Raw genomic sequence first — 25,435 nt, 5'->3', positions numbered from 1 at the left:
CCTTAAAGCTGTGGCATCTTAAAACCGCCGTTTGCTTGTTCAAAAGCATGGGCCACGCGGTAGAGTGTTGGTTCGCTGAAGTGGTTCCCGATGATCTGTAGACCGACCGGGAGGCCGTCTGAGAGACCGGCCGGCACCGAGATGGCTGGTACACCAGCCAAGTTGACCGGGATTGTCATAATGTCGTTGGCGTACATTGTGAGCGGATCTTCGAGTTGTTCGCCGAGCTTGAACGCCGTCGTCGGCGCAGTCGGCCCGATGATCGCGTCATAGTTCTCGAACACGCGCGCGAAGTCTTGCTTCATAAGTGTGCGCACCTGTTGCGACTTCTTGTAGAACGCATCGTAATAACCTGAGCTTAACGCGTACGTCCCGAGCATGATGCGGCGTTTCACTTCTTCGCCGAACCCTTGCTCGCGTGAATACGTGAACACTTCTTCGAGCGCATCAGCCTCGGCGCGACGTCCGTAACGGATGCCGTCAAAACGAGCGAGGTTCGAAGACGCCTCAGATGAAGCGAGTAAGTAGTACGTTGGGAGCGCGTATTTCACAGTCGGGAGCGATACCGTCTCAACGGTCGCACCGAGCGACTTGAGCGTCTCGACCGCTTGTTCGATTTGTTTGCGGACACCGTCTGATACGCCTTCTGCCATGAACTCTTGCGGCAGGGCGAACTTCATGCCTTTAATGTCGCCATGAAGTGACTTCGTATAGTCCGGAAGGTCGACTGTCGCCGACGTCGAGTCCATGTCGCAATGACCTGAGATAACGTTCAATAAATAGGCGTTGTCTTCGACCGAGCGCGTGAGCGGACCGATCTGGTCGAGTGACGAGGCGAACGCGACGAGACCGTAACGTGACACGAGACCGTACGTCGGTTTCATCCCGACGACGCCACAGTAAGCTGCCGGTTGGCGAATCGAGCCACCCGTATCCGAACCGAGGCTGAACAGTACTTGTCCGGCTGCGACTGTCGCGGCCGAACCGCCTGACGAGCCGCCTGGCACGCGCGTCGTATCCCACGGGTTACGGACGACTTTGAACGCCGAGTTCTCGTTCGATGAACCCATCGCGAACTCGTCCATGTTCAACTTCCCGATCGTGACGGCACCGGCGTCGTGAAGACGCTCGACGACCGTCGCGTCATGGGCCGGGACGAAGTTCTCAAGGAACTTCGAGGCACACGTCGTGCGTGTCCCTTTCGTGACGATGTTGTCTTTGACGCCGATCGGCAATCCGAAGAGCGGGTTCTCCGCTGTCTTGGCGAGATCGTCCATCCGTTTCGCTTGCTCGAACGCGTCCTCGTTCAACGTGAGAAACGCACCGATTTTGTCATCGGTCGCTTCGATGCGGTCAAATGATTCTTTGACGAGGTCCGTTACCGTGACCTCACCTTCTTTTAATAAGGTATGTAGCTTGGCTACACCGTGATCGAATAGTGTCATGAAGGGCCTCCTTACTCAAAGACGGCTGGGACGCGGACTTGGCCGTTCTCCCAATCAGGCGCCATCCGTTCGACTTCCTCGCGAGGAAGTGACGGGCGGACCTCGTCTTTGCGCATTACGTTTTTCAAATCTAGGGCATGGGTCGTCGGGATGACGCCCGTTGTATCGAGTTCATCGAGTTGCTCGGCGAACTCGAGGATTTTTGTCAATTGCTCCGTGAAGTGCGTCACTTCATCTTCCGTGATCGCAAGTCGGGCGAGTCCGGCGACGTGCCGAACTTCAGCTTCAGTGATTCGAGCCAAAGGTTCCACCTCCAACAGTTTTCAATACATCGTTCATTATCATACCACTTTTCCATAAGACAAAAAAGAAAATCCAATTCGGTCAAAGATGATCATTTTTTGAAAGTTAGGGAATCGCGCTAGAATATTGACTCGTTTCAAAAAACGACTATACGGTACACGGACAATTCTCATTATGCTAAGAGAGTAGCAAACATTTCCCGAGGAGGATCATTATGTCAATCCGTAACAAATTGATCGTCGCCTTCACCGTCCTGCTAGTCTTATTACTCGGTGTGAGCGGCTATTCATTCTATGCGTTGAACGCCTCGAAGGCAGCCCAACAAGACATGAACGTCTCTTGGGTGCCCGGCATGGACCAAATTCATCAAATCGACAAGCAGTTGCTCGAGATTCGCCAGCAGATGATGCGCCACGCTCTAGTCGAGGACGAGGTGACAAAGCAAAATGTCGAAATCAGCATTGAGACCGGCATCACGATTTTAAAGCAACAGCTGACCGGCTATGAGTCGACAATCAACAACAACAAGGCCGCCCGTGAACTGTTCGATCAGACGACGACACAATGGACCACATTCCAGACAAACATTGAGGAATTGATTCGCATCTCGAATGAAGAAGGACAAGCCGCGGCCGACGCCTACATCCGGGACACGGCCACCCCGAGCGCAGACGCCCTGTCGAATACGCTCGGTCTCCTCGTCAACTTGAACCGCGATGGGATTCGTTCTGACATCGAGACTGGTGAAGCGTTGTTTGCACAAGTCCAACTCACGCTCATCGTTATCATGATCGCCGCTGTCGTCTTCACCGTACTCATGATGGTGTTCATCTTCCGCTCCATCTTCGAGCCGTTGAACGAGTTCAAAGTGAAAATGCGCGAACTTGCGACGAGCCAAGGCGATTTGACGACGTCGATCCCGGTGAAGCGACGTGATGAGTTCTCTGGGCTCGCGCGCGACTTCAACCAATTCATCGCCAACCTGCGCCAACTTATTTTACAAGTGAACGGCGTCTCACGCGGGGTGACCGAGCAATCCACTCGCATGTACGACGAATTGAAAGCGCTTGATTCGTATATGACGACGACCGCCGCAACGACCGAGGACTTGACGGCCGGCATGCAACAGACCGCGGCGAGTGCCCAGGAAATGAACGCCTCCGCGTCGGATATGGAACGAACGCTTCACAACATCGTGACGATGGCGGCCGAACGAAAAACTGAGGCGGAACAAGTCGATGCCCGGGCCATGGCGCTCCGCAGCCACGCCGTCGAAGCGAAGGCGTCAGCGATCGACGTCTTGTCCTCGACACGGCACAATCTCGAACGGGCCATGCATGACGCCAAGGCCGTCCGCGAGATCGCGACGCTCACGAACGATATTTTAGACATCGCGGCTCAGACGAACCTGTTATCGCTCAACGCCTCGATCGAAGCGGCACGGGCCGGTGAGGCGGGACGCGGGTTCGCCGTCGTCGCCGACGAGATCCGTAAACTGGCCGAGACGAGCCGGACGACCGTCGAACGAATCCAAGCGATCTCGACGACCGTGCTCCATTCGGTCGATCATTTAAATGAGACGTCGAGCGAGATGCTCGGTTTCCTCGATACGAACGTATTGAAAGATTACGACCAGCTCGAAGAAGCGGCCGAACGCTACAGCGAAGACGCCGGGCGCTTTGAGGCGACCGCCTCTGAATTCGCCGAAGCGGCCACCGAACTCGAACAATTGACGGCCGCGATGATCGGCGTCATTCAAGACGTCGCCGTGACGGTCAATAACGGGGCGCTCGGTACGCAAGACATCGCCGAGAAAGTGACGCTGTCGGTCGACCGGTTCAGTGAGTTGAACCGTGTCACCGAAGCGTCGCAACGGAAGATGGACGAGTTGAGCGAGTTGATCGGCCAGTTCAAAGTGTAAACAAAAGGACGCACTCCCTCGGGAATGCGTCCTTTGTCATGCGGCCGACTGTTGCCGCTCTTTCCGTATCTCAAGTTCGAACCGCTTCGTCTCGGCGACGACGACACCTGACAAGAACAAGAGCCCGATCAAGTTCGGAATCGCCATCAGACCGTTGAAGACGTCCGAGACGGCCCAAATCAAGTTCAAGTTCGTCGTCATCGCACCGAGTCCGGCGACGACAATGTACACCATCCGGTACGGGACGATCGCCCGCTCCCCGAGCAGGTAATGGACCGAGCGTTCCCCGTAATAACACCAGCCGATCACGGTTGAGAAGGCGAAGAAGACGAGCGAGATCGTGACGATGAGTTCACCGATCGGGCCGAGGAAGTAAGCGAACGACGCTTGCGTCAGCTCGATGCCTTGCAGCCCTTCCGTATACTGACCACCCATGACGATCGTCAACCCGGTGATCGAACAGACGATGAGCGTGTCGATCAACACTTGTGTCATCGAGACGAGCGCTTGCCGTCCCGGGAAATCCGTCTTCGCGGCCGCGGCCGCGATCGGTGCCGAGCCTAGCCCAGCCTCGTTCGAGAACACGCCGCGCGCGACCCCGTAACGGATCGCGGCACCGAGCGCTCCGCCGCCGATTGCTTCGGCACTGAACGTACTCGAGAAGATCGTCGCGAACGCGGACGGGATCAAGTCGAAGTTCGTGACTAAAATGACGAGCCCGGCCCCGACGTAAGCGAAAATCATGACCGGGACGAAAATCCCGACGACTTTCCCGATCGATTTGACGCCACCGAGGATGACGAACCCCGTCAGGACCATCATGATGATACCGGTCGCAACCATCGGGACACCGAACGACGTGTTCAGCGCTAAACTGATCGAGTTCGTCTGGACGCCATTGCCGATACCGAACGCGGCGATCGAGGCGAACAAGGCGAACGTCATGCCGAGCCAACGTTTTTTAAGCCCGTGTTCTAAATAGTACATCGGGCCGCCGGCAACCTCGCCCCGTTCATCGACGGTACGATACTTGACGGCAAGGATCGCCTCGGCGTATTTTGTCGCCATGCCGATGAAGCCACTCAGCCACATCCAGACGATCGCACCCGGTCCTCCGAGGACGATCGCGGTCGCGACCCCGACCATGTTGCCGGTACCGACCGTCGCCGCGAGCGCCGTCATGAGCGCTTGGAAGTGCGAGATGTCCCCACGTTGCCGTTTTCGTTTTTCGGCTTCCACGCCTGTCTTTTGCTTCGGGATGAACGCTTCTTTCAAGCCGAACCCGAGCCGTGTCACTTGGATGAATCCGAGCCGGAACGTCAAGAAGATGCCCGTCCCGATCAATAATATGAGCAAGTGTGGTCCCCAGACGAAGTTCGATAGACTCGTCACCCAACTTTCAAACTGCTTCACGTGATGTTCCCCCTATGTATGTATTCGCTTGACTGCTGGTTTATATTTTTCAGAACATTCACAACTTCGTCAAGTTGACGCGGGGTGAAATCATACCGATTCCGCGTAATGTTTTTGTAATATATCTGTTCAACGCTCGGTTTTATCCTGTTTCCGACTTTAGTATTTGAAATAAAAATGTAACGATTCACTTCATCAAAAAAACCGACCTCCCCTATTGGGAAATCGGTTGGGTCCAACTTATTTGGCGAGCGCCGCGACGACCTCGTCGACGTGACCGTTCACTTTGACGCCGCGCCACTCCTCTTCGATATAGCCGTCCTCGTTGATGAGGAACGTCGAGCGGACGATGCCGTAATATTCCTTGCCATAATTCTTCTTCAACTGCCAGACGCCGTATAGTTCTGACACTTCATGCGTGTCGTCGACGAGCAAGTCGAACGGCAAATCGTTCTTCTCGATAAAGTTTTGATGCTTCTTCTGGCTGTCGGCCGAGATGCCGATGACGACGGCCCCGCTCATCTTCGGTGCGGCGTCACGGAAATCGCACGCCTCGGTCGTACAGCCCGGCGTCGCGTCTCTCGGGTAGAAATAGAGGACGACTTTCTGGCCACGATAATCTTCGAGTGCGACCATGTCCCCATTTTGGTTCGGTAGTGTAAATGTTGGTGCTAACATCTGATTTCCTCCTTATCCGAACGACGGGTCGACGAGCTGTTCGTCATATCCGTCGATCGCTTGTTCTAGTTTTTGTTTGAGCGGGTCGAGCACTTCGAGATAGTCGACCGGGTCTTCCGTCGCGGCCGCGTCGCGAAGCGCGGCCTCATTGTCGATATACCACGTCTGATACGCTTTAAAATAATCGGTCATGATCGTTTGGTTTTCCGGGACGGTGAGCGTCTCTGACATGAGCAGGAAGACGTTATTGTCCGCCTCGAGCGCGACATAGTCCGTCTGGGCGTTGACCCGGTCGTAAATCGGTCCGGCCTCATCTTCCGGCACGTCGGCGAGACGGGCGTTCGCTTCAGCGTTCACCCCGTACTCGCTCGCTTCGATCCCCGTCAACAACTCCCCGACCTCACCGATCACGTCAGCCGGGACTAAGGCCGGTGTGACGACGAGCGACCAATCGTCGCCTTCCTTGATCGCGACTTTGGCGAGCCGGTTCGGCAGTTCGTTCCCGTCACCATCCTCCATCTCATGGACGATATAGGCGACGTCCTCATCCTCGTTCACCCAACTCTCGACGATGTCACCTGGCGTCAAGTCACGCGTCACGGCACCAGTCGCCGGGATGTCGGTCCGGGCAGCAGCGTAGTCGATGTCCGCGAGCGCATCGGCGTCCCCGTCACGGAGCGCTTGTTGATACGATGCATACACCGTCTCGACCGCGTCCGGGAGCGGTCGTTTCGTCTCTTCGACCGGTGCTGCCTCTTCATTCCCGCAAGCGCCGAGCATGAGTGTGAGCGCCAGCGGCAACATCCATTTTCTCATCCAATCATTCCTTCCTCGATCGATCTCTTTTCACCATCCTACCACGACTGAATTTAGAGCGGAAACGACACGCTTTTCCGGAAAATTGTTTCACTAGGATTTCATGAAGAATTCCGATACAATACAGACGTAAGCGCTTAACTGCATAATCACTTTAAGGGGGAACGAGAATGATTCCATACAAACATGAACCATTCACAGACTTTACAAACAAAGAGAACGCTGCCTTGATTCAAGCGGCGATCGAGAAAGTGAACGGGGAGCTTGGTCAGGACTATCCGCTCGTGATCGGTGGGGAAAAAGTGACGACGGAAGGTAAGATCACGTCTTACAACCCGGCCAATAAAGACGAAGTCATCGGACACGTCTCGAAAGCGAACCAAGAACTCGCGGAACGTGCGATGCAAGAAGCGCTCAAAGCGTTCGACACGTGGCGTCACGTCGACCCGTCAGTCCGTGCCGACGTCTTGTTCAAAGCGGCGAACATCGTCCGTAAACGGAAGCACGAGTTCTCGGCCTACCTCGTCAAAGAAGCGGGCAAGCCTTGGAACGAAGCGGACGCGGACACGGCGGAAGCGATCGACTTCATGGAGTACTATGCGCGTCAAATGCTCGAACTTAAACCGGGTAAGAAAGTCGAGAGCCGTCCGGGCGAGTACAACCGCTATGACTACATCCCACTCGGGGTCGGGATCGTCATCAGCCCATGGAACTTCCCGTTCGCGATCATGGCAGGAACGGCCGTCGCGGCCATCGTCGCCGGTAACACGATCCTCTTGAAGCCAGCTTCGACGACACCGATCGTCGCGGCGAAATTCGTCGAGGTCATGGAAGAAGCGGGTCTCCCGAAAGGCGTCCTCAACTTCATCCCGGGACCGGGCGCTGAAGTCGGCGACTACCTCGTCGACCATCCGAAGACGCGCTTCATCAGCTTCACTGGTTCACGCGACGTGGGTCTGCGCATCAACGAGCGCGCCTCGAAGTTGAACGACGGCCAAATCTGGCTCAAACGTGTCATCGCCGAGATGGGTGGAAAAGACACGATCGTCGTCGACGAATCAGCGGACCTCGAACTCGCGGCCCAGTCGATCGTCAAATCGTCGTTCGGTTTCTCGGGACAAAAATGTTCAGCTTGTTCACGCGCCGTCATCGTCGATAGCGTGTATGACACGGTGCTCGACCGCGTCATCGAATTGACGAACGAACTGTCAGTCGGAAACACCGAGCAGAACGAGCACTTCATGGGACCGGTCATCGATGCGGCCGCGTTCAAGAAGGTCACGTCGTACTTCGACATCGCGAAAGAAGAAGGACGCATCGTCACGGGCGGTAAAGCGGACGACTCGACCGGCTACTTCGTCGAGCCGACGGTCGTCGCCGACGTGGCACCGAAAGCACGTCTCATGCAAGAAGAGATCTTCGGGCCGATCGTCGCCTTCACGAAAGCGAAAGACTTCAAAGAAGCGATCGACATCGCCAACAACACCGAGTACGGCTTGACGGGCGCTGTGCTGACGCGTGACCGCTCGAACCAAGAATACGCACGCCAAAACTTCCACGTTGGCAACTTGTACTTCAACCGTGGTTGCACAGGCGCGATCGTCGGCTATCAGCCGTTCGGCGGCTTCAACATGTCAGGGACCGATTCAAAAGCAGGCGGGCCGGATTACATCCAGCTCCACATGCAAGCGAAAACGACGTCAGAGACGTTCTAAATAGCTTTAAAAATAGACGTGACTCCGAGGAGTCGCGTCTATTATTTTAGTATTAGAACTTGTGTGTCCACTTCAAGAACTGATTCAAACGTATCGGACATAAGGGACTCGTGGGCAGTAAACACCTCGAACAAGTTCGGGTCGAACGCGCCTTCCATTTGCCTCATGATCGTTAGCGCCTGTTCGTGCGAATACGCCACTTTATACGGTCTTGATGTTCGAAGCGCATCATATACATCCACAATCGTCACGATCCGGGCAGCGAGTGGGATCGCCTCACCAACAAGACCGTGTACATACCCTTGGCCATCCCATCTTTCGTGATGATATAGAGCGACGTCCATCGCCATGTAAATAAAATAATTATTCGGGAATTGATGGTGGAGCTCTTGAAGCACTGCTCCGCCTAATCGGACGTGCTCTCTCATGAATTCCCATTCCTGATCCGATAACTTACCTGATTTTAATAAAATCGAGTCCGGGACTGCGATTTTTCCGATGTCGTGCAAAGGAGACGCCAGACGGATCGCTTCTACAAACAAAGGGCTCACTTGAAACCTCGGCTCCTGAATTAGAAGTTCCGCAAAAGTTGTCGCCAACGCTTGGACGCGTTCGATGTGGTTTCCCGTGTCGTTGTCGCGTAATTCCGACAATCGGAGCAACGTTTTCACAAGGCTTTCTTGATACTCTTTCAGTTCTGTCTCTTTCGCCGCCAAGTTAGATGAAAAGCGTTCACGTTCATTCACTTGTTTCAACTGCGCCCCTACACGCAACAACACTTCCTGAGGATGGATCGGCTTCGTGATATAATCCTGACCCCCGACCTCGAAAGCACGGACCTTATCATACGCCTCCGTCAGTGCGCTCAAAAAAATGATAGGGATTTGTTGACCGAAGCGCTCACGGACCGCTTCACATACTGCATAACCGTCCATGTCAGGCATCATGATATCCAACAAGATCACATCGGGCCGGATACGTCCCATCACATGAAGCATGAGCTGTCCGTTCGGGAAAACCCGCACCTTGTACCCTGCTTCGTCTAATATTTCGTAGAGCAGACGTAGGTTGGCAGGCGTGTCATCCACCACAAAAACCGTTCTCGTGTTCAGTTCACTCATCGTCAACACCGGTCAATTCTAAATGTAGCAACCGAATCGCCGTCTCATAATCAAACCGATCCACAGCTTCAAGAATCGTCTTGATGTGAGGCACATCTTGCTTACACTTCGTCGATAAAAAGTCAATCGTGGTCACGTCACCTTCTTGCACCGCCGCCAAAAGTTGAGCGATCACCTGTGGTTCTTTTCTGCGGGACGTTCTCGTATGGCGTCGGATCGCATCAAACAATTGATGTGGATGGTATGGTTTCGGAATGAATTCGTCTGCCCCGGCTTCTAGCGCCATCCGTCGATCATCTTCAAACGCATTGGCCGAAATGATGAGGATCGGTGGACAGTCGACATGTCGTTTGAATTGTTTGAGCACATCAATCCCGCCCATATCCGGCAAGCGTAAATCGAGTAAAATCAAATCGAAATTCTCCGACTGCCAACGTTCGATCGCCTCCGTCCCTGTCGATGCAAGACGGATCGTACAGCCACTCGGAACGAGCAAGTCTGAGAGGATTTCCCGATGTGCCGGCGTGTCATCGACGACTAACGTATGGATATTCGAGAAACTGACCGTTGTCCACTCCGCCGCCTGGGTCTGGAGGTATTCGATGTGTGGTCCGGGTTCTATCGGGAGCGTGAATGTGAAACGACTCCCTCGCTTTATCTCGCTCTCGACATGAATGTCTCCCCCGAGCATGAGAGCATAGTGTTTACTGATCGGGAGACCCAGCCCCGTCCCTTGCGGTTGATCCGTATATTTTTTTTGATAAAACGGCTCAAACAGCATACCGAGCTCTTGCTTACTAATTCCTCGCCCTGTATCTGCGACCGAGAAACGGAGGGCGTGGTCTGACTCATCCAAAGACACCGTGATGCGACCGACATCCGTAAACTTCAAGGCGTTTTGAATCAAATTCATTAAAACTAGTTTTACTTTGGTCTCGTCGCTGACAACGTGGGGCGGTACCCCGTCTTGAATCTCAAATGAAAGATCGATTCCTTTTTGGTGAGCCATCACGCCAAACGTCCGGTGAAGCTCCTCCATCAGATCGTGTAGACGAATGGCACGTTTAACGACTTGCACACTTCCCGATTCGATTTTCGCCATATCGAGAATCTCGTTAATGAGCGTCAACAAGTGTTCTCCGCTCTGTAAAATGTCATCAATTCGACGTTCGATTTTCGAAGTGGTCACTTCGCGCTTGATCAAATGGGCAAATCCAAGGATTGCATTTAACGGCGTCCGGATCTCATGGCTCATGTTCGACAAAAATTCACTCTTCGCAACGTTTGCTTGTTCCGCTAGCTGCTTCGCCTCGATGAGTTCTTGATAGATCACTTCACGTTGCTCTTCAATCCGGTGACGTTCGACCGCACCTAGAAGCGCGTTACTGAAGTCGCCTAGCACTTGTCGTTCATATGAGGAGTACGTCCGTTCTGTCAAGACCGAGTCAAAACCTACGAATCCATGACAGCTGTCGCCTCTCATCATTGGGACGGCCAATAAACTCTGAACTTGCTGCGGTTCAAGGATTTGGCGGATCCCACTGTCGATTGACAAGGCTTGAACGCTCGGGATGTACATTGTCTCGCCTCGGATATGAGTATTCAACCAATCGGGCAACGCGTCAAGAGGTACGTTTTGAAGATGATCAATCTCAGCAGAAATTCCAGCGGCACACCATTCGAACGTGTTGTGACAAACATTTTGTTTAAAATCATAGTCAAACACGTACACACGGTCCGCTTGAAAATAATCGCCTAATTCTGCCAACGACTCGTTGACACGGGAAGCAAAATCCGCTGATGACGTCGTCAAAAATCGATTCAACAATAACGAAACGAGATGTTGGAGTTTTTCTTGTTTATGAAGCTGACTCTCTAGTGCTGCAACGGTTTGACTCATGATTACACCCCTTAACTGATCTTGTGTATATGAGTATCGGCATAATCGGAGTGGTTATTGAGCCTTTATTACTATTCAATATGCGAATGTAGTTACAAATACCTAAAAAAAGGGCGAATCGCTTCGCCCTTTTTTTAAAATTGTTTCATGATGTTCGCCATCTCGATCGCCGCTGTCGCTGCTTCCCAGCCTTTGTTCCCGGCTTTCGTGCCGGCCCGCTCGATCGCTTGTTCGATCGTCTCGGTCGTCAAGACGCCGAAGATGACCGGCACTTCCGACTGATAGCTCGCTTGGGCGACACCTTTTGCCGCTTCGCTGCAGACGTAGTCGAAGTGCGGCGTCGCCCCGCGGATGACCGCTCCGAGCGTGATGACGGCGTCATACTTCTTGCTCATCGCCATCTTTTTGGCGACGAGTGGGAGTTCGAACGCGCCCGGCACGAACGCGATCTCGACGTCGTCTTGCTCGATGCCGTGGCGCTTCAGCGCATCCTTCGCCCCGTCTAGCAAGCGCATCGTGATCAAATCGTTGAACCGTCCGACGACGATCCCGATTTTCAAGCCTTTACCAACCAAGTTACCTTCAAATGTATGCAACATTATTCTTCTCCTCCAAAATGATTCATTTTTTGTTGTTTCGTCAAGCGATAGCGTTCATTCTCGGCGTGCTCCCCGACGATGATCGGGACGCGTTCGACGACGGTGATGCCGCACGCCTCCAAGGCGTCGACTTTCTCTGGGTTGTTCGTCATGAGCCGCACGTTCGTGACGCCGAGGTCACGCAACATGCCCGCGCTCACCCGGTAGTCACGCAAGTCGGTATGCAACCCGAGCGCGACGTTCGCCTCGACCGTGTCGAGCCCTTGCTCCTGCAGTTCATACGCCTTCAATTTATTCAGTAAACCGATGCCGCGCCCTTCTTGACGCATGTAGAGCACGACGCCGCCCTCTTCTTCAATTTTAGCGAGTGACGCATCAAGTTGCGGACCGCAGTCGCAGCGGTAAGAGCCGAACACGTCACCGGTCAGACATTCCGAATGGATGCGGACGAGCGGTGCATGTTCAAGTTCGCCTTTGATGAGCGCGACGTGCTCTTCGCGGTCAAGGACGTTTCGATAACCGATCAGGCGAAACGTCCCTTTTGCCGAGGGGAGATTGACGTCCGCCTCTCGTTCGACGAGGTCCGTCTCCATATAGCGGACGAGCTCCTCGATCGTGATAAATTTCAAATCGTGCCGTTCCGCGACGTGGACCAGGTCCGGTACTCGAGCCATCTCGCCGTCTTGACGGATGATTTCGCAAATGACGGCGACCGGCTCACTCCCTGACAGTCGGGCCAAATCGACCGACGCTTCGGTGTGGCCGCGCCGCACCGAGACGCCACCTTTTTTCGCGATGAGCGGGAAGATGTGTCCCGGCCGCTGAAAATCGGCCGGACGCGCGTTCGCATTGGCCAGCTCGCGGACCGTGTGGGCCCGTTCGCTCGCCGAGATGCCCGTCGTCGAGTCGACATGATCGACACTGACGGTGAACGCCGTCCCGTGCGGATCGGTGCTGTTGTCGACCATCGGCGACAAGTCGAGCCGGACGGCGACTTCTTCCGCCAGGGCGGCACAGACGAGCCCTTTCCCTTCCGTGATGAGGAAGTTCATCGTCTCGGCCGTCATCTTATCGGCGAGGACGACGAAATCACCTTCGTTCTCCCGGTCCTCGTCATCGACGACGATGATCGGACGCCCCATCTTCAAATCTTCGATTGCTTGTTCGATTGTGTGAAACATCACCATCCCGCCTTTCCGTATCCCATCGACGCAAGTGATTCGAGCGTCATGTCCTTTTGATTCACTAGCTTTTCCATATATTTAGCCAACATATCGCATTCCAAATTGACCTTATCCCCTGCCTGCTTCATCCCGAGCACCGTCTCACTGTACGTGTGCGGGATGAGCGACAGCGTGAAGCCGCGTTCAGTGACCTCATACACCGTCAAGCTCGTCCCGTCGACCGAGATCGAACCTTTAGGGACGATGAAACGGAGTAGCGACGGCTCGCAACTAATATCGATGTAGACCGCGTTCGCGAGCGGACGCTTCTTGACGATGCGACCGACCCCGTCGACGTGTCCCGAGACGAAGTGACCGCCAAAGCGACCGTTCGCCGGCATCGCCCGCTCGAGGTTGACGTCCGTTCCAGGGCGGACCCCGTCTAGACTTGACGCTTTGAGCGTCTCCGGCATGACGTCGACGGCAAAACTCGTTTGATCAAACGCCGTCACGGTCAGGCAAATCCCGTTCACCGAGATGCTGTCGCCGAGCTTCACGTCTTCTAACACGATCTTGCCCGCGAGCGTGAGCCGTAGCGACGGCCCGTTCCGCTTCACTGCTTTCACACTGCCGATTTCTTCAACGATTCCCGTGAACATCGGACTCCCCCTTTCTCATGACGAGCTTGATATCGGTACCGACCGTCTCGACCGAGCCGATCGCGAAGCGCTCGATCGCATCTAACGGCCCGGCTTGGCTCGAGCGATAGACGCCTCGGTTCCCACCGAACACGCGCGGTGACTGATACATGACCCATTCGTCGACGTATCGTCCGTCAAAGAGTGACGTCACGAGCGTCGGTCCCGCCTCGATGAGCAAACGGCCGACGCCGCGACCATGCAAGTCACGAAGGACGTTGTCGAGTGTCGAATAGTCGGCAAGCTCGACACCGTTTTGAGCGAGCTCGGTCCGTTTCACTTCATCACCGGACAGCGTATAGACGAGCACCGGCACGTCTTTCGCGCTCCGGACGAGCTGACTCGAGAGCGGTAAGCGGAGCTCGCGGTCGAGGACGACCCGAAGCGGCTGACGTGTCGGCGTGTCGAGCCGGACGGTCAAGGCAGGGTCGTCGGCGAGCACGGTCCCGATTCCAGTCAAGACGGCATCGACCGTCGCCCGTAGTTCGTGGACGTCACGTCTCGCTTCAGTCCCGGTCACCCACTGGCTCTCACCCGTGTCGAGCGCGACTTTCCCGTCTAGGCTCGTCGCCGTCTTCAATACGACGTACGGCCGTTTCGTCTCAAGCGAACGTAGGAACGCCGGATTGAGCGCACGGGCCTCGTCTTCGAGCAGACCGACTTCGACGTCGATCCCCGCCGCCTTCAAACGGGCGACACCTTTCCCTGCGACGAGCGGGTTCGGGTCTTCCATCGCGATGACGGCGCGCTTGATGCCCGACTCGATCAGCAAGTCGGCACATGGCGGCGTTTTCCCGTAGTGCGAGCACGGCTCGAGCGTGACGTAAATCGTCGCACCGTATGCGGACGCACCGGCCATGCGAATGGCGTGTACTTCGGCGTGCGGTTCACCGGCCTTCAAATGGGCACCGAATCCGACGACGCGACCGTCTTTGACGACGACGGCCCCGACGAGCGGATTCACACCGGTCTGTCCGGTAGCGGACTTGGCCAATTGGATTGCTTGTTGCATGTACTGTTGCATCGTTCTCCCTCCTTGTTTCGTACAAACAAAAAGACCCTAAGGATGTCCTTAGGGTCTCGGCGGGAGGTCTCAGTCGTCATTGGGCGAGCCAAATAAACGTTTTCTTTACAGAAAAACGTACGACGAAGCACAGGTCACGAGGACCTGTCTTTTTTCCTTCTCCCATCCAGACTATACTGTCGGCTCTAGAATCGCACTAGATCCACCGTTCGCACACGTGCGCCCGGGTCACGGACTTAAGGCTCGCGCCCATCACCGCCGGTTGGGAATTGCACCCGACCCCGAAGGAATATTTGTTTGTACTCCTTTACTTTAGCGCAAAAAAGAATCGAAGGCAAAATTAAAAGCGCAAAAAAGCGCCACTCCGATGAGCAGCGCTTCCAATCAAGCCAAGAACAAGACGACGAGCAAACCGACAATCCAGCAATAGAACGAGAAGTACTTGAGCTCCCCCTTCGCCATGATGTGCTGGAACCATTTGAGCGAGATGGCCGTCAGCGCGTACGAGGCGATGAACGCCAAGACGAGCGGACCGAACAGATCACGCGTCGCCGGGTCGGTGAAGAGTGCCGGCCCGTCCAAGATCATCGTCCCGAGACTGACCGGGATGAACAAGAAGAACGAGAACCGGAGCGCCGACTCTTGTTTAATGCCGAGCAACATCGCCATGACGATCGTGGCACCCGAGCGGCTGATCCCGGGGATAAGCGCGACCGCTTGGGCGAGACCGATCAAGATGGCGTCACGTAACGTGATACCGCCGTCACCTTTATTCCCGCGCATGTTGCGGATGAACCAAAGTGCGACCCCGGTCAAAATCAATGTGTAGCCGACCGTCGCGACGCCGCTGAGCGTCTCACCGATCCAATCTCCGAATAACACGCCGAGCACGCCGGCCGGTACGGTCGCGACGAGCAAGAGACCGATGAACTTGACGTCGATCATCGTATCCTCGCTGCGGTCTTTCTTAAATAAGAACGTCCACAGACTGACGACGAGGCGGACGACATCTTGGCGATAAATCGTCAAGACGGCGAGGAGCGACGCAAAGTTGACGAAAATCTCGAACGACAGCCCAGGTAATTCGATATTGAATAGCTCTTGGAAGATGACCAAATGACCGCTCGACGAAATCGGGATCGGCTCCGTGAACCCTTGGACGAGACCAAGCAGCAAGTAAAATAACCATATTGTCATATCATAATATCCTCTTTTCTCAAATTCGCTCAATGCGGCTATTTTAGCAGAATCACAGTTTCATTGACCACCCTTAAAAAAAAATTCGTATATTTTGAAAACTTTTATTGATTAGTCTGAAAATTAAATTTATTATAGAGGTGTACTCAACTGGACAACGGTGATGACCCCATTGTCCAGCTGGGTACATTTTTGTATGGAATTCATATAAATTACCAAAAATAAAACTTTTTGTTTACAAATGAACCCATATAATATTAAATTTGTAATATACCTGTTACCTTTTTTTTCAATCTTTCATCCGACTTTAGACCTATCACGTCCCATTTTTAACATAAAAAACTTACAAAAGCGCTTATAAATCGTAAAAACTATCCGATAGTATGATTGTAGAAGCACTTTCGTCATCATTGTCGGTTCAGATATGAGTCCATGGAAGGAGGAACCATCATTGAGTCAAACGCTATCCACTAATACTCATCACTTATCAACCGAACAGCAACGCATGATTCACTGTATTCGTTTGCTCGGGGATTTATTAAAGGAACGTCCTCGTCGCTCTGTCTATCGTCGTTTCGCGATGGAGCAAAACTGGCCGTCTCCCGAATCGATCATTCGACAGTTCGGATCATGGGCCGAGGCACTCGCCATCGCCGGCTATGAATGGCATGGGGAAATCGCCGTTGATTTACCCGATAAAATGCCAAAATATACACGCGATGATATCGTCGAGACGCTTGCCCTCTATTCACGGGACATGGGTTCGATCATCACGCTGAAGAAATATCAAGAATGGCGGAAACTACATCCGAAAGCACCGAGCCATTACCACATCGTCAAGACGTTCGGTTCGTGGCATGACGCCTGCGCCGAAGCCGGGCTTGAGGCGAGCGTGACTTACTCGAAGTCAGAGTTGTCGAACGCTCTTCGAGAAGCGATTCATGAGATGGGCTTCTCTCTTTCATTCGAGGCGTACCGAGAATGGGCGAAACGCAACAACAAGCCATCTACGAAAGCGATCTTGCATCGTTACGGGTCTTGGTCCGCTGCCATCCATGCGGTCGAGTCCGACATGTTCAGCCAGAAATCATAATCATTCATTCAAAAAGGAGAACCGTTTAACGGTCCTCCTTTTTTTCATTGAATTCGTTCGGTCGACGTGTCCCGGTAATGGGCGACACGGTCGCGACCGTTAAACTTCGCCCCGACGTACATCGCCCGGTCGGCATGTCGCAACACCGTATCGAGCTCTTCGTACTCATGAATCGTCTCGATGCCGATGCTCGCCGTCACTTGGACCCGGATCCCTTCTGTCCCGAACGGGTGTGACCGGAGCGCTTGCCGAATCTTCTCACCGGTCACAATCCCCGCCGCCTCGTTCGTCCTCGGGAACACGAAGACGAACTCTTCGCCGCCGTAACGCGTGACGAGGTCACTGCTCCGGACGAGCCGGTTGAACAGGACCCCCGCTTCAATCAACACTTCGTCACCGAACGCATGGCCGTACGTATCGTTAATCGATTTAAAATGGTCGAGGTCGATCAAAAAGACCGACAACGGATACGACGCGACGTCGTTCAATCGCTCTTTCGTCCAACGTTTCAACGCCCGTTGGTTCGGCAACCCGGTCAACGGATCGGTCAGACTCTCGTGCTGGAGCCGATCCCGTTCATCGATCCGCTCGAGTGACCACGACAGGGTCTTGAGCAAGCGGTGAATCTCGACCGCGAGCGCCTCATCATAGGCACCGTTCGCCGTCGTCGAAATCATACAGCTGACCGCGTTCGTCGTGCTCGTCACCGGTTGAATGACGAGCGCGGAATGATGCAGTTCGCTTTGGTTCACCTGAAGCTCCGGGTGCCACTCGTGGAGCGAATCGTACAGAAAGTATGGCTCACTCGCGTCACGGTGCCGTTCGAGCGTATACGCATCAGTGACCGCTTCCGCTTTCCGCCCCCGCACATCATAAAACGTCTGGTCCCCGTCTCGATTGATTTGAAGCCAGCCGCGCTCGACCTCGACGACTTCCCGTAAGCCGTTCCAAAACTTTTCAATTAACAACGCTTCGCTGTCGACGCGATAGAGCTGTTCTTTCAACCGCTCGACTTGGTCGATCTTCGATTGCGTCTCTTCTGTCTGTGTCGCTTTCGACAACCCCATCTTCAAGATCGACAAGAGCAGGAACGTCGCCATCAACCCGACATACCCGAACAGTTGGAACGCCTCGAGCGCGACCATCGTGAACAACAGCTCGAGCGAGATGACGAGCCAATCGAACCGTAACAACCGCCACATGATCGGCAGCGGGATCCGCTCCCCGATCAAGAACCGGGACATGACGAAGCTGAAGCCGAGGACGAGATAAAGCACTCCGAAGAAACCGATCAGTGCCACTCCTTGCTCGAGCAAGTGGACGGTCGACCCGATCTCACCGCCGAGCGAAAAGTAGACGAGACCCGGGATGACGAGAATCATCGCCTCGATCAACGTGTTGAGCGGATAAAAGTGTAAGAAGCGCCGGCGGCCGACTTTCCTGTTGAACGCCCGTGCCTGGAACGTCAACAACAGCAATTGCCCCATTAAAAGTGCCGGGACGAGCCCGTACAAGAAGAACGTCATGAAGACGAACAGCTCGTGGAATGTGAAGTGCAGGTGCCGCCGCTTCAACGGGTTCATGACGAACAAGGCACCGAGCGTGTAGATGAACCAGAAGAACGCCCAATCGAACGTTTCCAGATCGGTCCACGTGTAATAGACGATCCCGATGAAGACGAGCGACCACGAGAGCCAGCTCCTTATGAGATACTTCCGAAACCGCATCGTCTTCCCCCTTTTCTTGTAACATTCTTTAATAGTATGAAGGGTTTTGGAGAAACATTCCAGTCGTTGTTTGAAAGTTGTGACAATGAAAAAACCGTGGCGTGCGCCACGGTCTGTCCGTTATTTCGCTTTCAAATAAGAAATGCCGATCGAGCCGGACCCGGTGTGGGCCCCGAGCAGCGGCGCGAGCGTGTCGACGCGGATCGGCACCTTGTCGCCGAGTTCCCGTTTCCACGACTCCGCAAGCTCTGGCACGTTCCCGTGGAAGATCGAGACGTCCGTGCATTCGCCTGACTCGATCGCCGCCCGGATGACCTCGAACAAGTGGGCTTGCGCCTTTTTATACGTCCGTACGGTCTGATACGGGACGATGAGCCCGTCCTCGAAGCGGAGCACCGGCTTCAGCTGCAGCATGTTGCCGATGAGCGCTTTTGATTTCGAGATGCGTCCACCTTTTTGCATTTGCGTCAAATTTTGAATCGTCAGTTCGATCCGGACGTCCTCGACGCGCTGTTTCATGTACGCCTCGACGTCATCAAGGGCGTCTCCGCGCTCGACGCGCTCGATCAGTTCTTCGAGCAACAGACCCATCGTATAAATACCCGACCGTGAATCGATGGCGAGCAGCTTGAACTCGGCGATCTCGGCCCCTTGGATCGACGCAGAGTACGTGCCGCTCAAGTCAGACGACAGGTGGACGGCGATGCCCATGTCATACTTCGGCTTCAACTCTTCATACAGCGTGGCGAAATCCCCGATTGCCGGTTGGCTCGTCGAGACGCGCTCGCCGGCATCGATCCAGTCGTACACCGTCTCGGCGTCGACTTCGATGCCGTCTTTATAAGGTTGATCGCCCTTGACGACGTAAAGCGGGACGATATGGATGTCTGGGTGGTGTTTGATCGAATCTGGCAAGACGACCGTGCTGTCCGTGATGTAGGCAATTTTCATGTGAGCCTCTCCTTTAAAATCGTGATTAGTACCTGGTAGTATGATTTTATCACAGGTGAAACGGTTTCACTAATTTTTCAAAAAATGTACCCGTCTTCGTCAAACGTTCAAACCTCTAAGGTCCACAACCCGCCCGAAACGGGTAAAAGATAACATGGACAAAGGAGGCGTTTTTTTATGATTCGAATCGAGAACGTCAATAAGATTTACAAGACCGGTGACATCGAGACGGCCGCCTTGAAAGACGTCGACTTGACGATCAACGACGGGGCGTTCGTCGTCATCCTCGGACCGAGCGGCAGCGGCAAGAGTACACTCTTGAACGTCATCAGCGGGCTTGATACGGTCACGTCCGGGAACATCACGTTCGATGACACCGTCTTGACCGACCTGTCCCCGGAACAGATGACGGCGTTTCGGCGCGACCATCTCGGCTTCATCTTCCAACAATACAATTTGCTCCAAAACTTGACCGTCTACGAAAATATCCAGATCGGGGCCGACCTGTCGACGCAACCGCTCGGTATCGACGAGCTGTTAGAGCAGGTCGGGCTGTCGCCTGCGCGCGACAAGTACCCGTACCAACTGTCCGGCGGTGAGCAGCAGCGCGTCTCGGTCGCCCGGAGTCTCGCCAAAAACCCGTCGATCATCTTTTGCGATGAACCGACCGGCTCGCTCGACGAGGACAACTCGAAGAAAGTGCTCGAGCTGCTCGAACGATTGAACACGACGTACGGCAAGACCGTCGTCGTCATCACCCACAACACCGGCATCAGCGCCATGGCCGACGACGTCATCAAGATGAACTCGGGACGCATCGTCGAACTGACGCACAACCCGGTCCGACAAGCCGCGCGCGATATCGCTTGGGGTTAGGAGGTTTCGACCATGCTGTATAAAAACGTTTTGAAGACGCTCGTCGGCAAATGGATGCAGCTCGTCGCCATCGCCGTCATCATCGTCATGAGCTCGCTCACCTATACGATGATGTTCTACGGCATCAGCGGGATCGAGGTCCCGACCGAGGACTACTTGGCGTCGTCGAACCAAGAGGACTTCGCCGTCGAGATGCTCAACCGCGTCACCGCAGACGAAGCGAACGATCCCGAAATCGCCTCCCTCGTCGCCTCGGGCACGTATACGCTCGCCGACTTGAAACAGGTCGACCCGGAACGCTTCGACGACTTGATCGGCGCCCGGATCGACGCGGTCGAGTCCGTCATGCCCGAGGCGACACTCGAACTTCGCGAATCCAAACTGATCACTTATCCATTCGCGGGCAGTGAACATCGGGGGCTCGTCTTAAAAGAAACAATGACGATCAATCAATCTTACCTCGAAGCAGGATCGCGTCCGACGACCGACGACGAGGTCGCGCTCAACGCCAAATACGCCGAGAAGAACGGGATCGAGGTCGGTGACACGATCGACCTCGGCACGCCGTTCACGGTGAGCGGCTTCGTCTTGTTTCCGGATTATACGCTCCCGCTGTTCGATGAGAACTTCTTCAATCTCGACGCCGGGACGCAGACACTCCTGCTCATGACGGACGAGGCGTATGAAGCGATCGTCGGCACGGAGTCGTTCCGGCTCTCAGGCGTCACGGACGGCGCGATCGACACCGTCGAGCTCCCATTCGTCGTCTCGGTCATGGAGACGGAGAATATTATGCGCAGCGGGGCCATCTATAGTGAGATCTCGTCCGGGAAAGCGATGGCGCTCGGACTTAGCCTATTCATCGTCTCGATCGCCGTCATCATCGTCGCCATTCTCATCTCGAACATGCTCGAGGCCGAACGCGGTCAGATCGGGCTGTTGAAAGCGATCGGCTACAACCGGCGCCAGATTTCAATCCCCTACTTGGTGCTGATCTTGGTGTTCGCGACGCTCATGCTCGTCATCGGGTACTTCCTCGGCCTCTACTTCGCCGACCCGCTCAAAAACCTGTATCTCGACTTCTATCTGTTGCCATCGATCACGATCGCTCAAAACCCACTCGTCTTCATGACCGCCGTCTTCGCCCCGCTTGTCTTCTTCGGCATCGTCGCCGGTGCCGTCATCTACAAGCTTATGGGTGAGAGCGCGCTCGCACTGTTATCACCGCGCGACAACATATCGCTCAACCGGCTCAGCCGGCTCGTCAGCCGAATGCTAAGCCGGGCCAGCGGGAAAACGAAGTTCAAATATTTATACGCCGTCAAAAGCACGGGCAGCTTCATCATCTTCTTCCTCGGTATCTTGTTCTCGACATTGTTGATCGTGTTCGCACTCATGATGAACGGGGCCGTCGACCGGATGACGGTCGGCGGATTGAACGACGTCGACTATGCGTATGAGGCGTACGCGAACACGGAATCGCCGCCAATGCTCGCCGACGGTCAGGAACCGTTCCTCGCCTATCCGTTCGCGTTCGTCGAGGATCAACTCGTCACCCTTAAAGGCTTGAGCGACGACAACACGCTCTACCGGTTGCGAGACCGGGACGGGAACGAATTGACCCCTGCAACCGATGGCGTCATCGTCACCGAACCGCTCGCCTTAAAACAGAGCTTTGACGTCGGCGACACGATCGACCTCGAGCTCGACGGGGAGACGTTATCGTACCCGATCCTCGGCATCGCCGATGACTTCACGGGTGACGTCGTCTATTTACCGATTGAAATGCTCAGCAACGAGCTGACAGACGGCGCCTCGAGCGATTTGTTCAACGGCGTCTACGCCAGTGAACGGCCGGACGAGTCGGTGTATCCGACGATTCTGTCGCGCGACGGCTTGATCGAACAGTCCGAGTCGATCAACGAGTATATGAATTTGATGATGAACGTCATGATCGGCGGCTCCGCCTTGATCGCCTTCAGCATCTTGTTCGTCTTGACCGCGCTCACGGTCGAGAAAAACTATTACGTCATCTCGCTCCTCAAAGTGATGGGGTATAATCGACGTGAGGTCCGCTCGATGATCCTCGACAGCTATTTCGTCTACGCGCTCATCTCAGCACTCCTCAGCATCCCGATCGCCCTCGTCGTCCTCCGGATCATCATCGTCGTCTTCGCCGAGGACTACGGGCTCGTCTTGCCGCTCGAGTTTGAATGGATCTACGTGCTCTATACGGTCGGGGCCGTCACGCTCTTGTTCTTCGTCAGCACGTTCGTCAGCCGGCGCAAGATCGATCAAATCCCGCTCCAAGAAGTGTTGAAGACGTATCAAGAATAATTTTGCTCGAAATAGGGCATAATAAGAGAAGAGACTAGGCCTCTCGCTTGAGGGGCCTAACTATTTGCAGAAGAGGATGATTCTAATGAACCGTACACAAGTGTTGCTCGCTATCCCAGGAAACTGGCCATCGGCCGAGGCAGTGAGCGAAAAGATTAGTATACATAGCGAAGGCTACACAATGGCCGGCCTGTTGCTGTTAGAAGACGAGACCGGAAAAGCGTTCACCGTCGAAGTCGTCGAACGCGACCCAGCGCTCGCCGAGGCGATGATTCACGCCAGCACGAGCGGCTTCACACCGAAAATCGCCAAAGGACTTACGCGTCACACACATATCGTCTATTTGATCGGCGACGTCAATGATGTGACAGACATCGCCGCGGCCCGTCGCGGGGCGAACGCCCTGTTGAACGCCGGCGGACTCGGTGTCATGGTCGAGACGGCAGGCGTCGCTTATTCGAAAGACGAATGGCAAGCGTCGAAAGAAGAAGACCTCGCCCTCGACTACTCGCTCCTCACCGCCATCACGGAAGAAGAGACGGCGTACGTGTCGTGGGGCATGAAAGCGTTCGGCCATGCCGACGTCGCCGTACCAGAAACGCTCGAGATCGAAGACGCGATCCACGTCATCCATTCGTTTAACTTCCATTTGATCGCAGGCGGATCAATGTTCGGTGACGGCGACAGCTTCACGTTCGAGGACGGCAAGACGTTCACGGTCGAGATGGGCGAAGACGAGCGCACGTCAATCGACAACTTGCTCCATAACCCGTTCGGCTTGATCTACCTCGTACCACAAATTGCAGAATAACATGTCAATCGATTAATTTGGACCCACATCCAAATTGATCGATTTTTTGATATCGCTCGTCCTTCCGGCGCCCACGCTTTCCGCAGGCAATCCCGGAGCCGCATCGCGACTCGCGTCGCTGCTGGGTCTCCGTCGGATTGCTTTCCTGCAGGAGTCGGGGCGCCATCGGACGAGCAACAAAAAGGTACTGTTCGAAAACTAATCGAACAGCTAATAGCCGAACGGAAAATCATCCGTGTCGGAAATGGGCCATCTACTCGCTACCAGCCCCTAAAGTAAACAAGAGCTCACAGATCATTCGTCTGTGAGCTCTTGTTGTTTCGGCATGTCGAGCGGCATAAAGTAATGGTCGCACCCTTCCCATTCGAGCTGTTCGCTCAAAATATCGAACGACGTCCGGAAGAATGCCTGCACGTCTCTCGTTTCCCCTACGTTCTCAAGAGATAAAAAGAACTCGCTCTTGCCGGCATCATAATAGGCGTCTTGCGGTTTGAGCCGCTCCGTCCCGATCTCCGTGTACTGGAACGGGTAAGGCAAGATGAAGAACGTCGGAATATCGACCGCTTCATCACCGAGCCAAAACCCGAACTCGACCATGTGCTCGTCAAACGCCGCCTTCTCGATGACTTTATCTTGCGGGAACGGCTCAGGCCGTCCATAGACGATGAGCGACGACACGTCAAACGTTCCCCAAAACAGGCCTGGCTTCACTTTCCGACAGCGGAGCGGTGCGAGAAATGCCGTTTGCTCCCGCGCGGCGTATTGAAACAGACGGATGCCTCGTTGCGCCGCCATAGCGTCATAGGCGAGCGGTGTCTCGTCCCGGTCCAGATAACGTAACTCCCGCATCTCTTGCGTTCTCGGATTGAGGGCGACCGAGACGCCGTTTGCGCGCAGGGCACCCATGATTTCTTCATAGTACGTACTGATCGACTTGCCTGCTTCGAGCGGGAATACCGACGTGTCGGCACCGACTTGGACTCTGATATGAGATTGAAAGACATCGACGTCGAGTTGTAGCCACGTCTCCCCTTGCACGAGCGGGCCAGTCGAAAAGCCGCTCAGCGCAACGGGCAACGTGACGTGTGTCCATTGTGGCTCTTGCGGAGCCAAAGCCAACTTGATTTTCCCCAAGATTTGCGACAGCAAATGGAGCGTGAGCTTTGTCTCAGCCCATTCCGAGTGGCGTATCATCTCCATCACAGATTCCTCCGTTCCTTCGTTGCAAAAGTGACAGAACCACTTCATTAATTCCCGTTAAATCATCACGACAATCAAAAAAATCCACAGACACATGTCTGTGGATTTACTTTCTCATCTCTTGGAGCCGTTCGAGCTGGTGGGTCAACTCACCGATCGGCACGAACCGGGCCCGGCGGAGCATCTCTTTGCCGTCGATGAAGAACAAGACGACCGGTACGGTGAAAATCGAATAGGCGCCGGCGATATCCGGCACTTCGTCCGAATCGACCGCGACCGCCTCGATGTCGGGAAAATCAACGAGCATCTCCTCGACTTGCGGCTTGAGCGAGTGACAGACGCTGCATCCCGGGTGCGAGACATAGACGAGCAACTGCTCGGCCTCAGCAACCCGTTCATTCAACATCGAAAGTGTGTTCACAGCCTCCATGCTGTCTCCCCCTTTCA

At 54.6% G+C, this 25,435-nt stretch carries 22 protein-coding genes and 1 riboswitch; of the genes, 6 read left to right on the top strand and 16 right to left on the bottom strand.

All coding sequences use genetic code 11. From position 1 onward, the window contains the following. Positions 1-2: 2 nt before the first annotated feature. Together gatA and gatC are read right to left on the bottom strand one after the other, a co-directional pair. A complete protein-coding gene (gene gatA / locus EVJ29_RS00815; protein ID WP_131438799.1) occupies positions 3-1,445 on the bottom strand; it encodes an Asp-tRNA(Asn)/Glu-tRNA(Gln) amidotransferase subunit GatA in 1,443 nt (480 codons plus the stop codon). 11 nt (positions 1,446-1,456) lie between these two features. Then, entirely contained in the window at positions 1,457-1,747 is a 291-nt protein-coding gene (gene gatC / locus EVJ29_RS00810; RefSeq protein WP_016509877.1) for an Asp-tRNA(Asn)/Glu-tRNA(Gln) amidotransferase subunit GatC, read from the bottom strand. A 215-nt stretch (positions 1,748-1,962) separates the two neighbouring features. On the opposite strand from gatC, the gene EVJ29_RS00805 reads away from it, so the two are divergent. Further along, entirely contained in the window at positions 1,963-3,669 is a 1,707-nt protein-coding gene (locus tag EVJ29_RS00805; RefSeq protein WP_131504601.1) for a methyl-accepting chemotaxis protein, read from the top strand. A gap of 36 nt (positions 3,670-3,705) precedes the next feature. Here the strand turns inward: EVJ29_RS00805 and EVJ29_RS00800 are convergent, their stop codons facing one another. The 3 genes from EVJ29_RS00800 to EVJ29_RS00790 all read right to left on the bottom strand — a co-directional run bounded on the left by EVJ29_RS00800 (position 3,706) and on the right by EVJ29_RS00790 (position 6,576). Then, positions 3,706-5,082, bottom strand: a complete 1,377-nt coding sequence (locus tag EVJ29_RS00800) for an alanine/glycine:cation symporter family protein (RefSeq protein WP_131490067.1) — start codon at positions 5,080-5,082, stop codon at positions 3,706-3,708. A 240-nt stretch (positions 5,083-5,322) separates the two neighbouring features. After that, positions 5,323-5,760, bottom strand: a complete 438-nt coding sequence (gene bcp, locus EVJ29_RS00795; RefSeq protein WP_070328593.1) for a thioredoxin-dependent thiol peroxidase — start codon at positions 5,758-5,760, stop codon at positions 5,323-5,325. A gap of 12 nt (positions 5,761-5,772) precedes the next feature. Further along, positions 5,773-6,576 (bottom strand): hypothetical protein, encoded by an 804-nt coding sequence (locus tag EVJ29_RS00790; RefSeq protein ID WP_131504600.1) that lies wholly within the window; start codon positions 6,574-6,576, stop codon positions 5,773-5,775. A 170-nt stretch (positions 6,577-6,746) separates the two neighbouring features. Here EVJ29_RS00790 and pruA point away from each other — a divergent pair, with 170 nt between their 5' ends. Further along, positions 6,747-8,291 carry an L-glutamate gamma-semialdehyde dehydrogenase gene (gene pruA / locus EVJ29_RS00785; RefSeq protein WP_131504599.1) on the top strand — a complete coding sequence of 515 codons (1,545 nt, stop codon included), beginning with the start codon at positions 6,747-6,749 and terminating at the stop codon, positions 8,289-8,291. A 41-nt stretch (positions 8,292-8,332) separates the two neighbouring features. On the opposite strand, the gene EVJ29_RS00780 is transcribed toward pruA, so the two are convergent. The 7 genes from EVJ29_RS00780 to EVJ29_RS00750 all read right to left on the bottom strand — a co-directional run bounded on the left by EVJ29_RS00780 (position 8,333) and on the right by EVJ29_RS00750 (position 15,993). Beyond that, entirely contained in the window at positions 8,333-9,412 is a 1,080-nt protein-coding gene (locus EVJ29_RS00780) for an HD-GYP domain-containing protein (protein ID WP_131504598.1), read from the bottom strand. After that, positions 9,405-11,312 (bottom strand): GAF domain-containing hybrid sensor histidine kinase/response regulator, encoded by a 1,908-nt coding sequence (locus tag EVJ29_RS00775; RefSeq protein ID WP_131504597.1) that lies wholly within the window; start codon positions 11,310-11,312, stop codon positions 9,405-9,407. Before EVJ29_RS00775 ends, EVJ29_RS00780 begins: the two co-directional genes overlap by 8 nt. Before the next feature lie 134 nt (positions 11,313-11,446). Further along, positions 11,447-11,911, bottom strand: coding sequence for a 6,7-dimethyl-8-ribityllumazine synthase (gene ribH / locus EVJ29_RS00770; protein WP_131504596.1), 465 nt, complete (start codon positions 11,909-11,911; stop codon positions 11,447-11,449). Next, a complete protein-coding gene (locus EVJ29_RS00765) occupies positions 11,911-13,092 on the bottom strand; it encodes a bifunctional 3,4-dihydroxy-2-butanone-4-phosphate synthase/GTP cyclohydrolase II (protein WP_131504595.1) in 1,182 nt (393 codons plus the stop codon). The genes ribH and EVJ29_RS00765 overlap by 1 nt, the downstream gene beginning before the upstream one ends. Next, a complete protein-coding gene (gene ribE, locus EVJ29_RS00760; RefSeq protein WP_070328588.1) occupies positions 13,092-13,733 on the bottom strand; it encodes a riboflavin synthase in 642 nt (213 codons plus the stop codon). The genes EVJ29_RS00765 and ribE overlap by 1 nt, the downstream gene beginning before the upstream one ends. After that, positions 13,714-14,796: a bifunctional diaminohydroxyphosphoribosylaminopyrimidine deaminase/5-amino-6-(5-phosphoribosylamino)uracil reductase RibD gene (ribD, locus tag EVJ29_RS00755; protein WP_131504594.1), complete on the bottom strand. Its 1,083-nt coding sequence runs from the start codon at positions 14,794-14,796 to the stop codon at positions 13,714-13,716. The genes ribE and ribD overlap by 20 nt, the downstream gene beginning before the upstream one ends. Before the next feature lie 150 nt (positions 14,797-14,946). Further along, positions 14,947-15,089, bottom strand: a riboswitch (FMN riboswitch). A gap of 91 nt (positions 15,090-15,180) precedes the next feature. After that, entirely contained in the window at positions 15,181-15,993 is an 813-nt protein-coding gene (locus EVJ29_RS00750) for an undecaprenyl-diphosphate phosphatase (RefSeq protein ID WP_071398079.1), read from the bottom strand. Positions 15,994-16,444: 451 nt separating this feature from the next. On the opposite strand from EVJ29_RS00750, the gene EVJ29_RS00745 reads away from it, so the two are divergent. Next, positions 16,445-17,086, top strand: a complete 642-nt coding sequence (locus EVJ29_RS00745) for a homing endonuclease associated repeat-containing protein (RefSeq protein ID WP_070328585.1) — start codon at positions 16,445-16,447, stop codon at positions 17,084-17,086. A 44-nt stretch (positions 17,087-17,130) separates the two neighbouring features. On the opposite strand, the gene EVJ29_RS00740 is transcribed toward EVJ29_RS00745, so the two are convergent. Together EVJ29_RS00740 and EVJ29_RS00735 are read right to left on the bottom strand one after the other, a co-directional pair. Continuing rightward, positions 17,131-18,813, bottom strand: coding sequence for a GGDEF domain-containing protein (locus EVJ29_RS00740; protein ID WP_131490070.1), 1,683 nt, complete (start codon positions 18,811-18,813; stop codon positions 17,131-17,133). 120 nt (positions 18,814-18,933) lie between these two features. Continuing rightward, positions 18,934-19,764, bottom strand: coding sequence for a DegV family protein (locus EVJ29_RS00735; protein ID WP_070328583.1), 831 nt, complete (start codon positions 19,762-19,764; stop codon positions 18,934-18,936). A gap of 177 nt (positions 19,765-19,941) precedes the next feature. On the opposite strand from EVJ29_RS00735, the gene EVJ29_RS00730 reads away from it, so the two are divergent. From EVJ29_RS00730 to EVJ29_RS00720, 3 genes are all read left to right on the top strand, one after another. Further along, positions 19,942-20,640 (top strand): ABC transporter ATP-binding protein, encoded by a 699-nt coding sequence (locus tag EVJ29_RS00730; RefSeq protein ID WP_070328582.1) that lies wholly within the window; start codon positions 19,942-19,944, stop codon positions 20,638-20,640. A gap of 12 nt (positions 20,641-20,652) precedes the next feature. Further along, a complete protein-coding gene (locus EVJ29_RS00725) occupies positions 20,653-22,977 on the top strand; it encodes an ABC transporter permease (RefSeq protein WP_131490071.1) in 2,325 nt (774 codons plus the stop codon). Between the two features lie 85 nt (positions 22,978-23,062). After that, complete coding sequence (locus EVJ29_RS00720) at positions 23,063-23,788, top strand: DUF4261 domain-containing protein (protein ID WP_236633341.1); 726 nt, start codon at positions 23,063-23,065, stop codon at positions 23,786-23,788. Positions 23,789-24,082: 294 nt separating this feature from the next. Here the strand turns inward: EVJ29_RS00720 and EVJ29_RS00715 are convergent, their stop codons facing one another. Continuing rightward, positions 24,083-24,988, bottom strand: a complete 906-nt coding sequence (locus EVJ29_RS00715) for a DUF5996 family protein (RefSeq protein ID WP_131490072.1) — start codon at positions 24,986-24,988, stop codon at positions 24,083-24,085. 106 nt (positions 24,989-25,094) lie between these two features. Next, on the bottom strand, positions 25,095-25,418 hold the full coding sequence (locus EVJ29_RS00710; protein WP_131438813.1) for a thioredoxin family protein: 324 nt from the start codon (positions 25,416-25,418) through the stop codon (positions 25,095-25,097). Positions 25,419-25,435: the final 17 nt, after the last annotated feature.

Origin of the sequence: Exiguobacterium sp. SH4S7, assembly GCF_004336795.1 — a bacterium.
Lineage (GTDB): Bacteria > Bacillota > Bacilli > Exiguobacteriales > Exiguobacteriaceae > Exiguobacterium > Exiguobacterium aurantiacum_A.
This window is presented reverse-complemented; position numbering and strand designations above follow the sequence as displayed.

Excerpts from the sequence above, each read along its gene's own strand:
- gatA (WP_131438799.1), bottom strand. The coding sequence starts at position 1,445 with ATGACACTATTCGATCACGGTGTAGCCAAGCTACATACCTTATTAAAA.
- EVJ29_RS00805 (WP_131504601.1), top strand. The coding sequence starts at position 1,963 with ATGTCAATCCGTAACAAATTGATCGTCGCCTTCACCGTCCTGCTAGTC.
- bcp (WP_070328593.1), bottom strand. The coding sequence starts at position 5,760 with ATGTTAGCACCAACATTTACACTACCGAACCAAAATGGGGACATGGTC.
- EVJ29_RS00790 (WP_131504600.1), bottom strand. The coding sequence starts at position 6,576 with ATGAGAAAATGGATGTTGCCGCTGGCGCTCACACTCATGCTCGGCGCT.
- pruA (WP_131504599.1), top strand. The coding sequence starts at position 6,747 with ATGATTCCATACAAACATGAACCATTCACAGACTTTACAAACAAAGAG.
- EVJ29_RS00780 (WP_131504598.1), bottom strand. The coding sequence starts at position 9,412 with ATGAGTGAACTGAACACGAGAACGGTTTTTGTGGTGGATGACACGCCT.
- EVJ29_RS00775 (WP_131504597.1), bottom strand. The coding sequence starts at position 11,312 with ATGAGTCAAACCGTTGCAGCACTAGAGAGTCAGCTTCATAAACAAGAA.
- ribH (WP_131504596.1), bottom strand. The coding sequence starts at position 11,911 with ATGTTGCATACATTTGAAGGTAACTTGGTTGGTAAAGGCTTGAAAATC.
- EVJ29_RS00765 (WP_131504595.1), bottom strand. The coding sequence starts at position 13,092 with ATGTTTCACACAATCGAACAAGCAATCGAAGATTTGAAGATGGGGCGT.
- ribE (WP_070328588.1), bottom strand. The coding sequence starts at position 13,733 with ATGTTCACGGGAATCGTTGAAGAAATCGGCAGTGTGAAAGCAGTGAAG.
- ribD (WP_131504594.1), bottom strand. The coding sequence starts at position 14,796 with ATGCAACAGTACATGCAACAAGCAATCCAATTGGCCAAGTCCGCTACC.
- EVJ29_RS00750 (WP_071398079.1), bottom strand. The coding sequence starts at position 15,993 with ATGACAATATGGTTATTTTACTTGCTGCTTGGTCTCGTCCAAGGGTTC.
- EVJ29_RS00740 (WP_131490070.1), bottom strand. The coding sequence starts at position 18,813 with ATGCGGTTTCGGAAGTATCTCATAAGGAGCTGGCTCTCGTGGTCGCTC.
- EVJ29_RS00735 (WP_070328583.1), bottom strand. The coding sequence starts at position 19,764 with ATGAAAATTGCCTACATCACGGACAGCACGGTCGTCTTGCCAGATTCG.
- EVJ29_RS00730 (WP_070328582.1), top strand. The coding sequence starts at position 19,942 with ATGATTCGAATCGAGAACGTCAATAAGATTTACAAGACCGGTGACATC.
- EVJ29_RS00725 (WP_131490071.1), top strand. The coding sequence starts at position 20,653 with ATGCTGTATAAAAACGTTTTGAAGACGCTCGTCGGCAAATGGATGCAG.
- EVJ29_RS00720 (WP_236633341.1), top strand. The coding sequence starts at position 23,063 with ATGAACCGTACACAAGTGTTGCTCGCTATCCCAGGAAACTGGCCATCG.
- EVJ29_RS00715 (WP_131490072.1), bottom strand. The coding sequence starts at position 24,988 with ATGGAGATGATACGCCACTCGGAATGGGCTGAGACAAAGCTCACGCTC.
- EVJ29_RS00710 (WP_131438813.1), bottom strand. The coding sequence starts at position 25,418 with ATGGAGGCTGTGAACACACTTTCGATGTTGAATGAACGGGTTGCTGAG.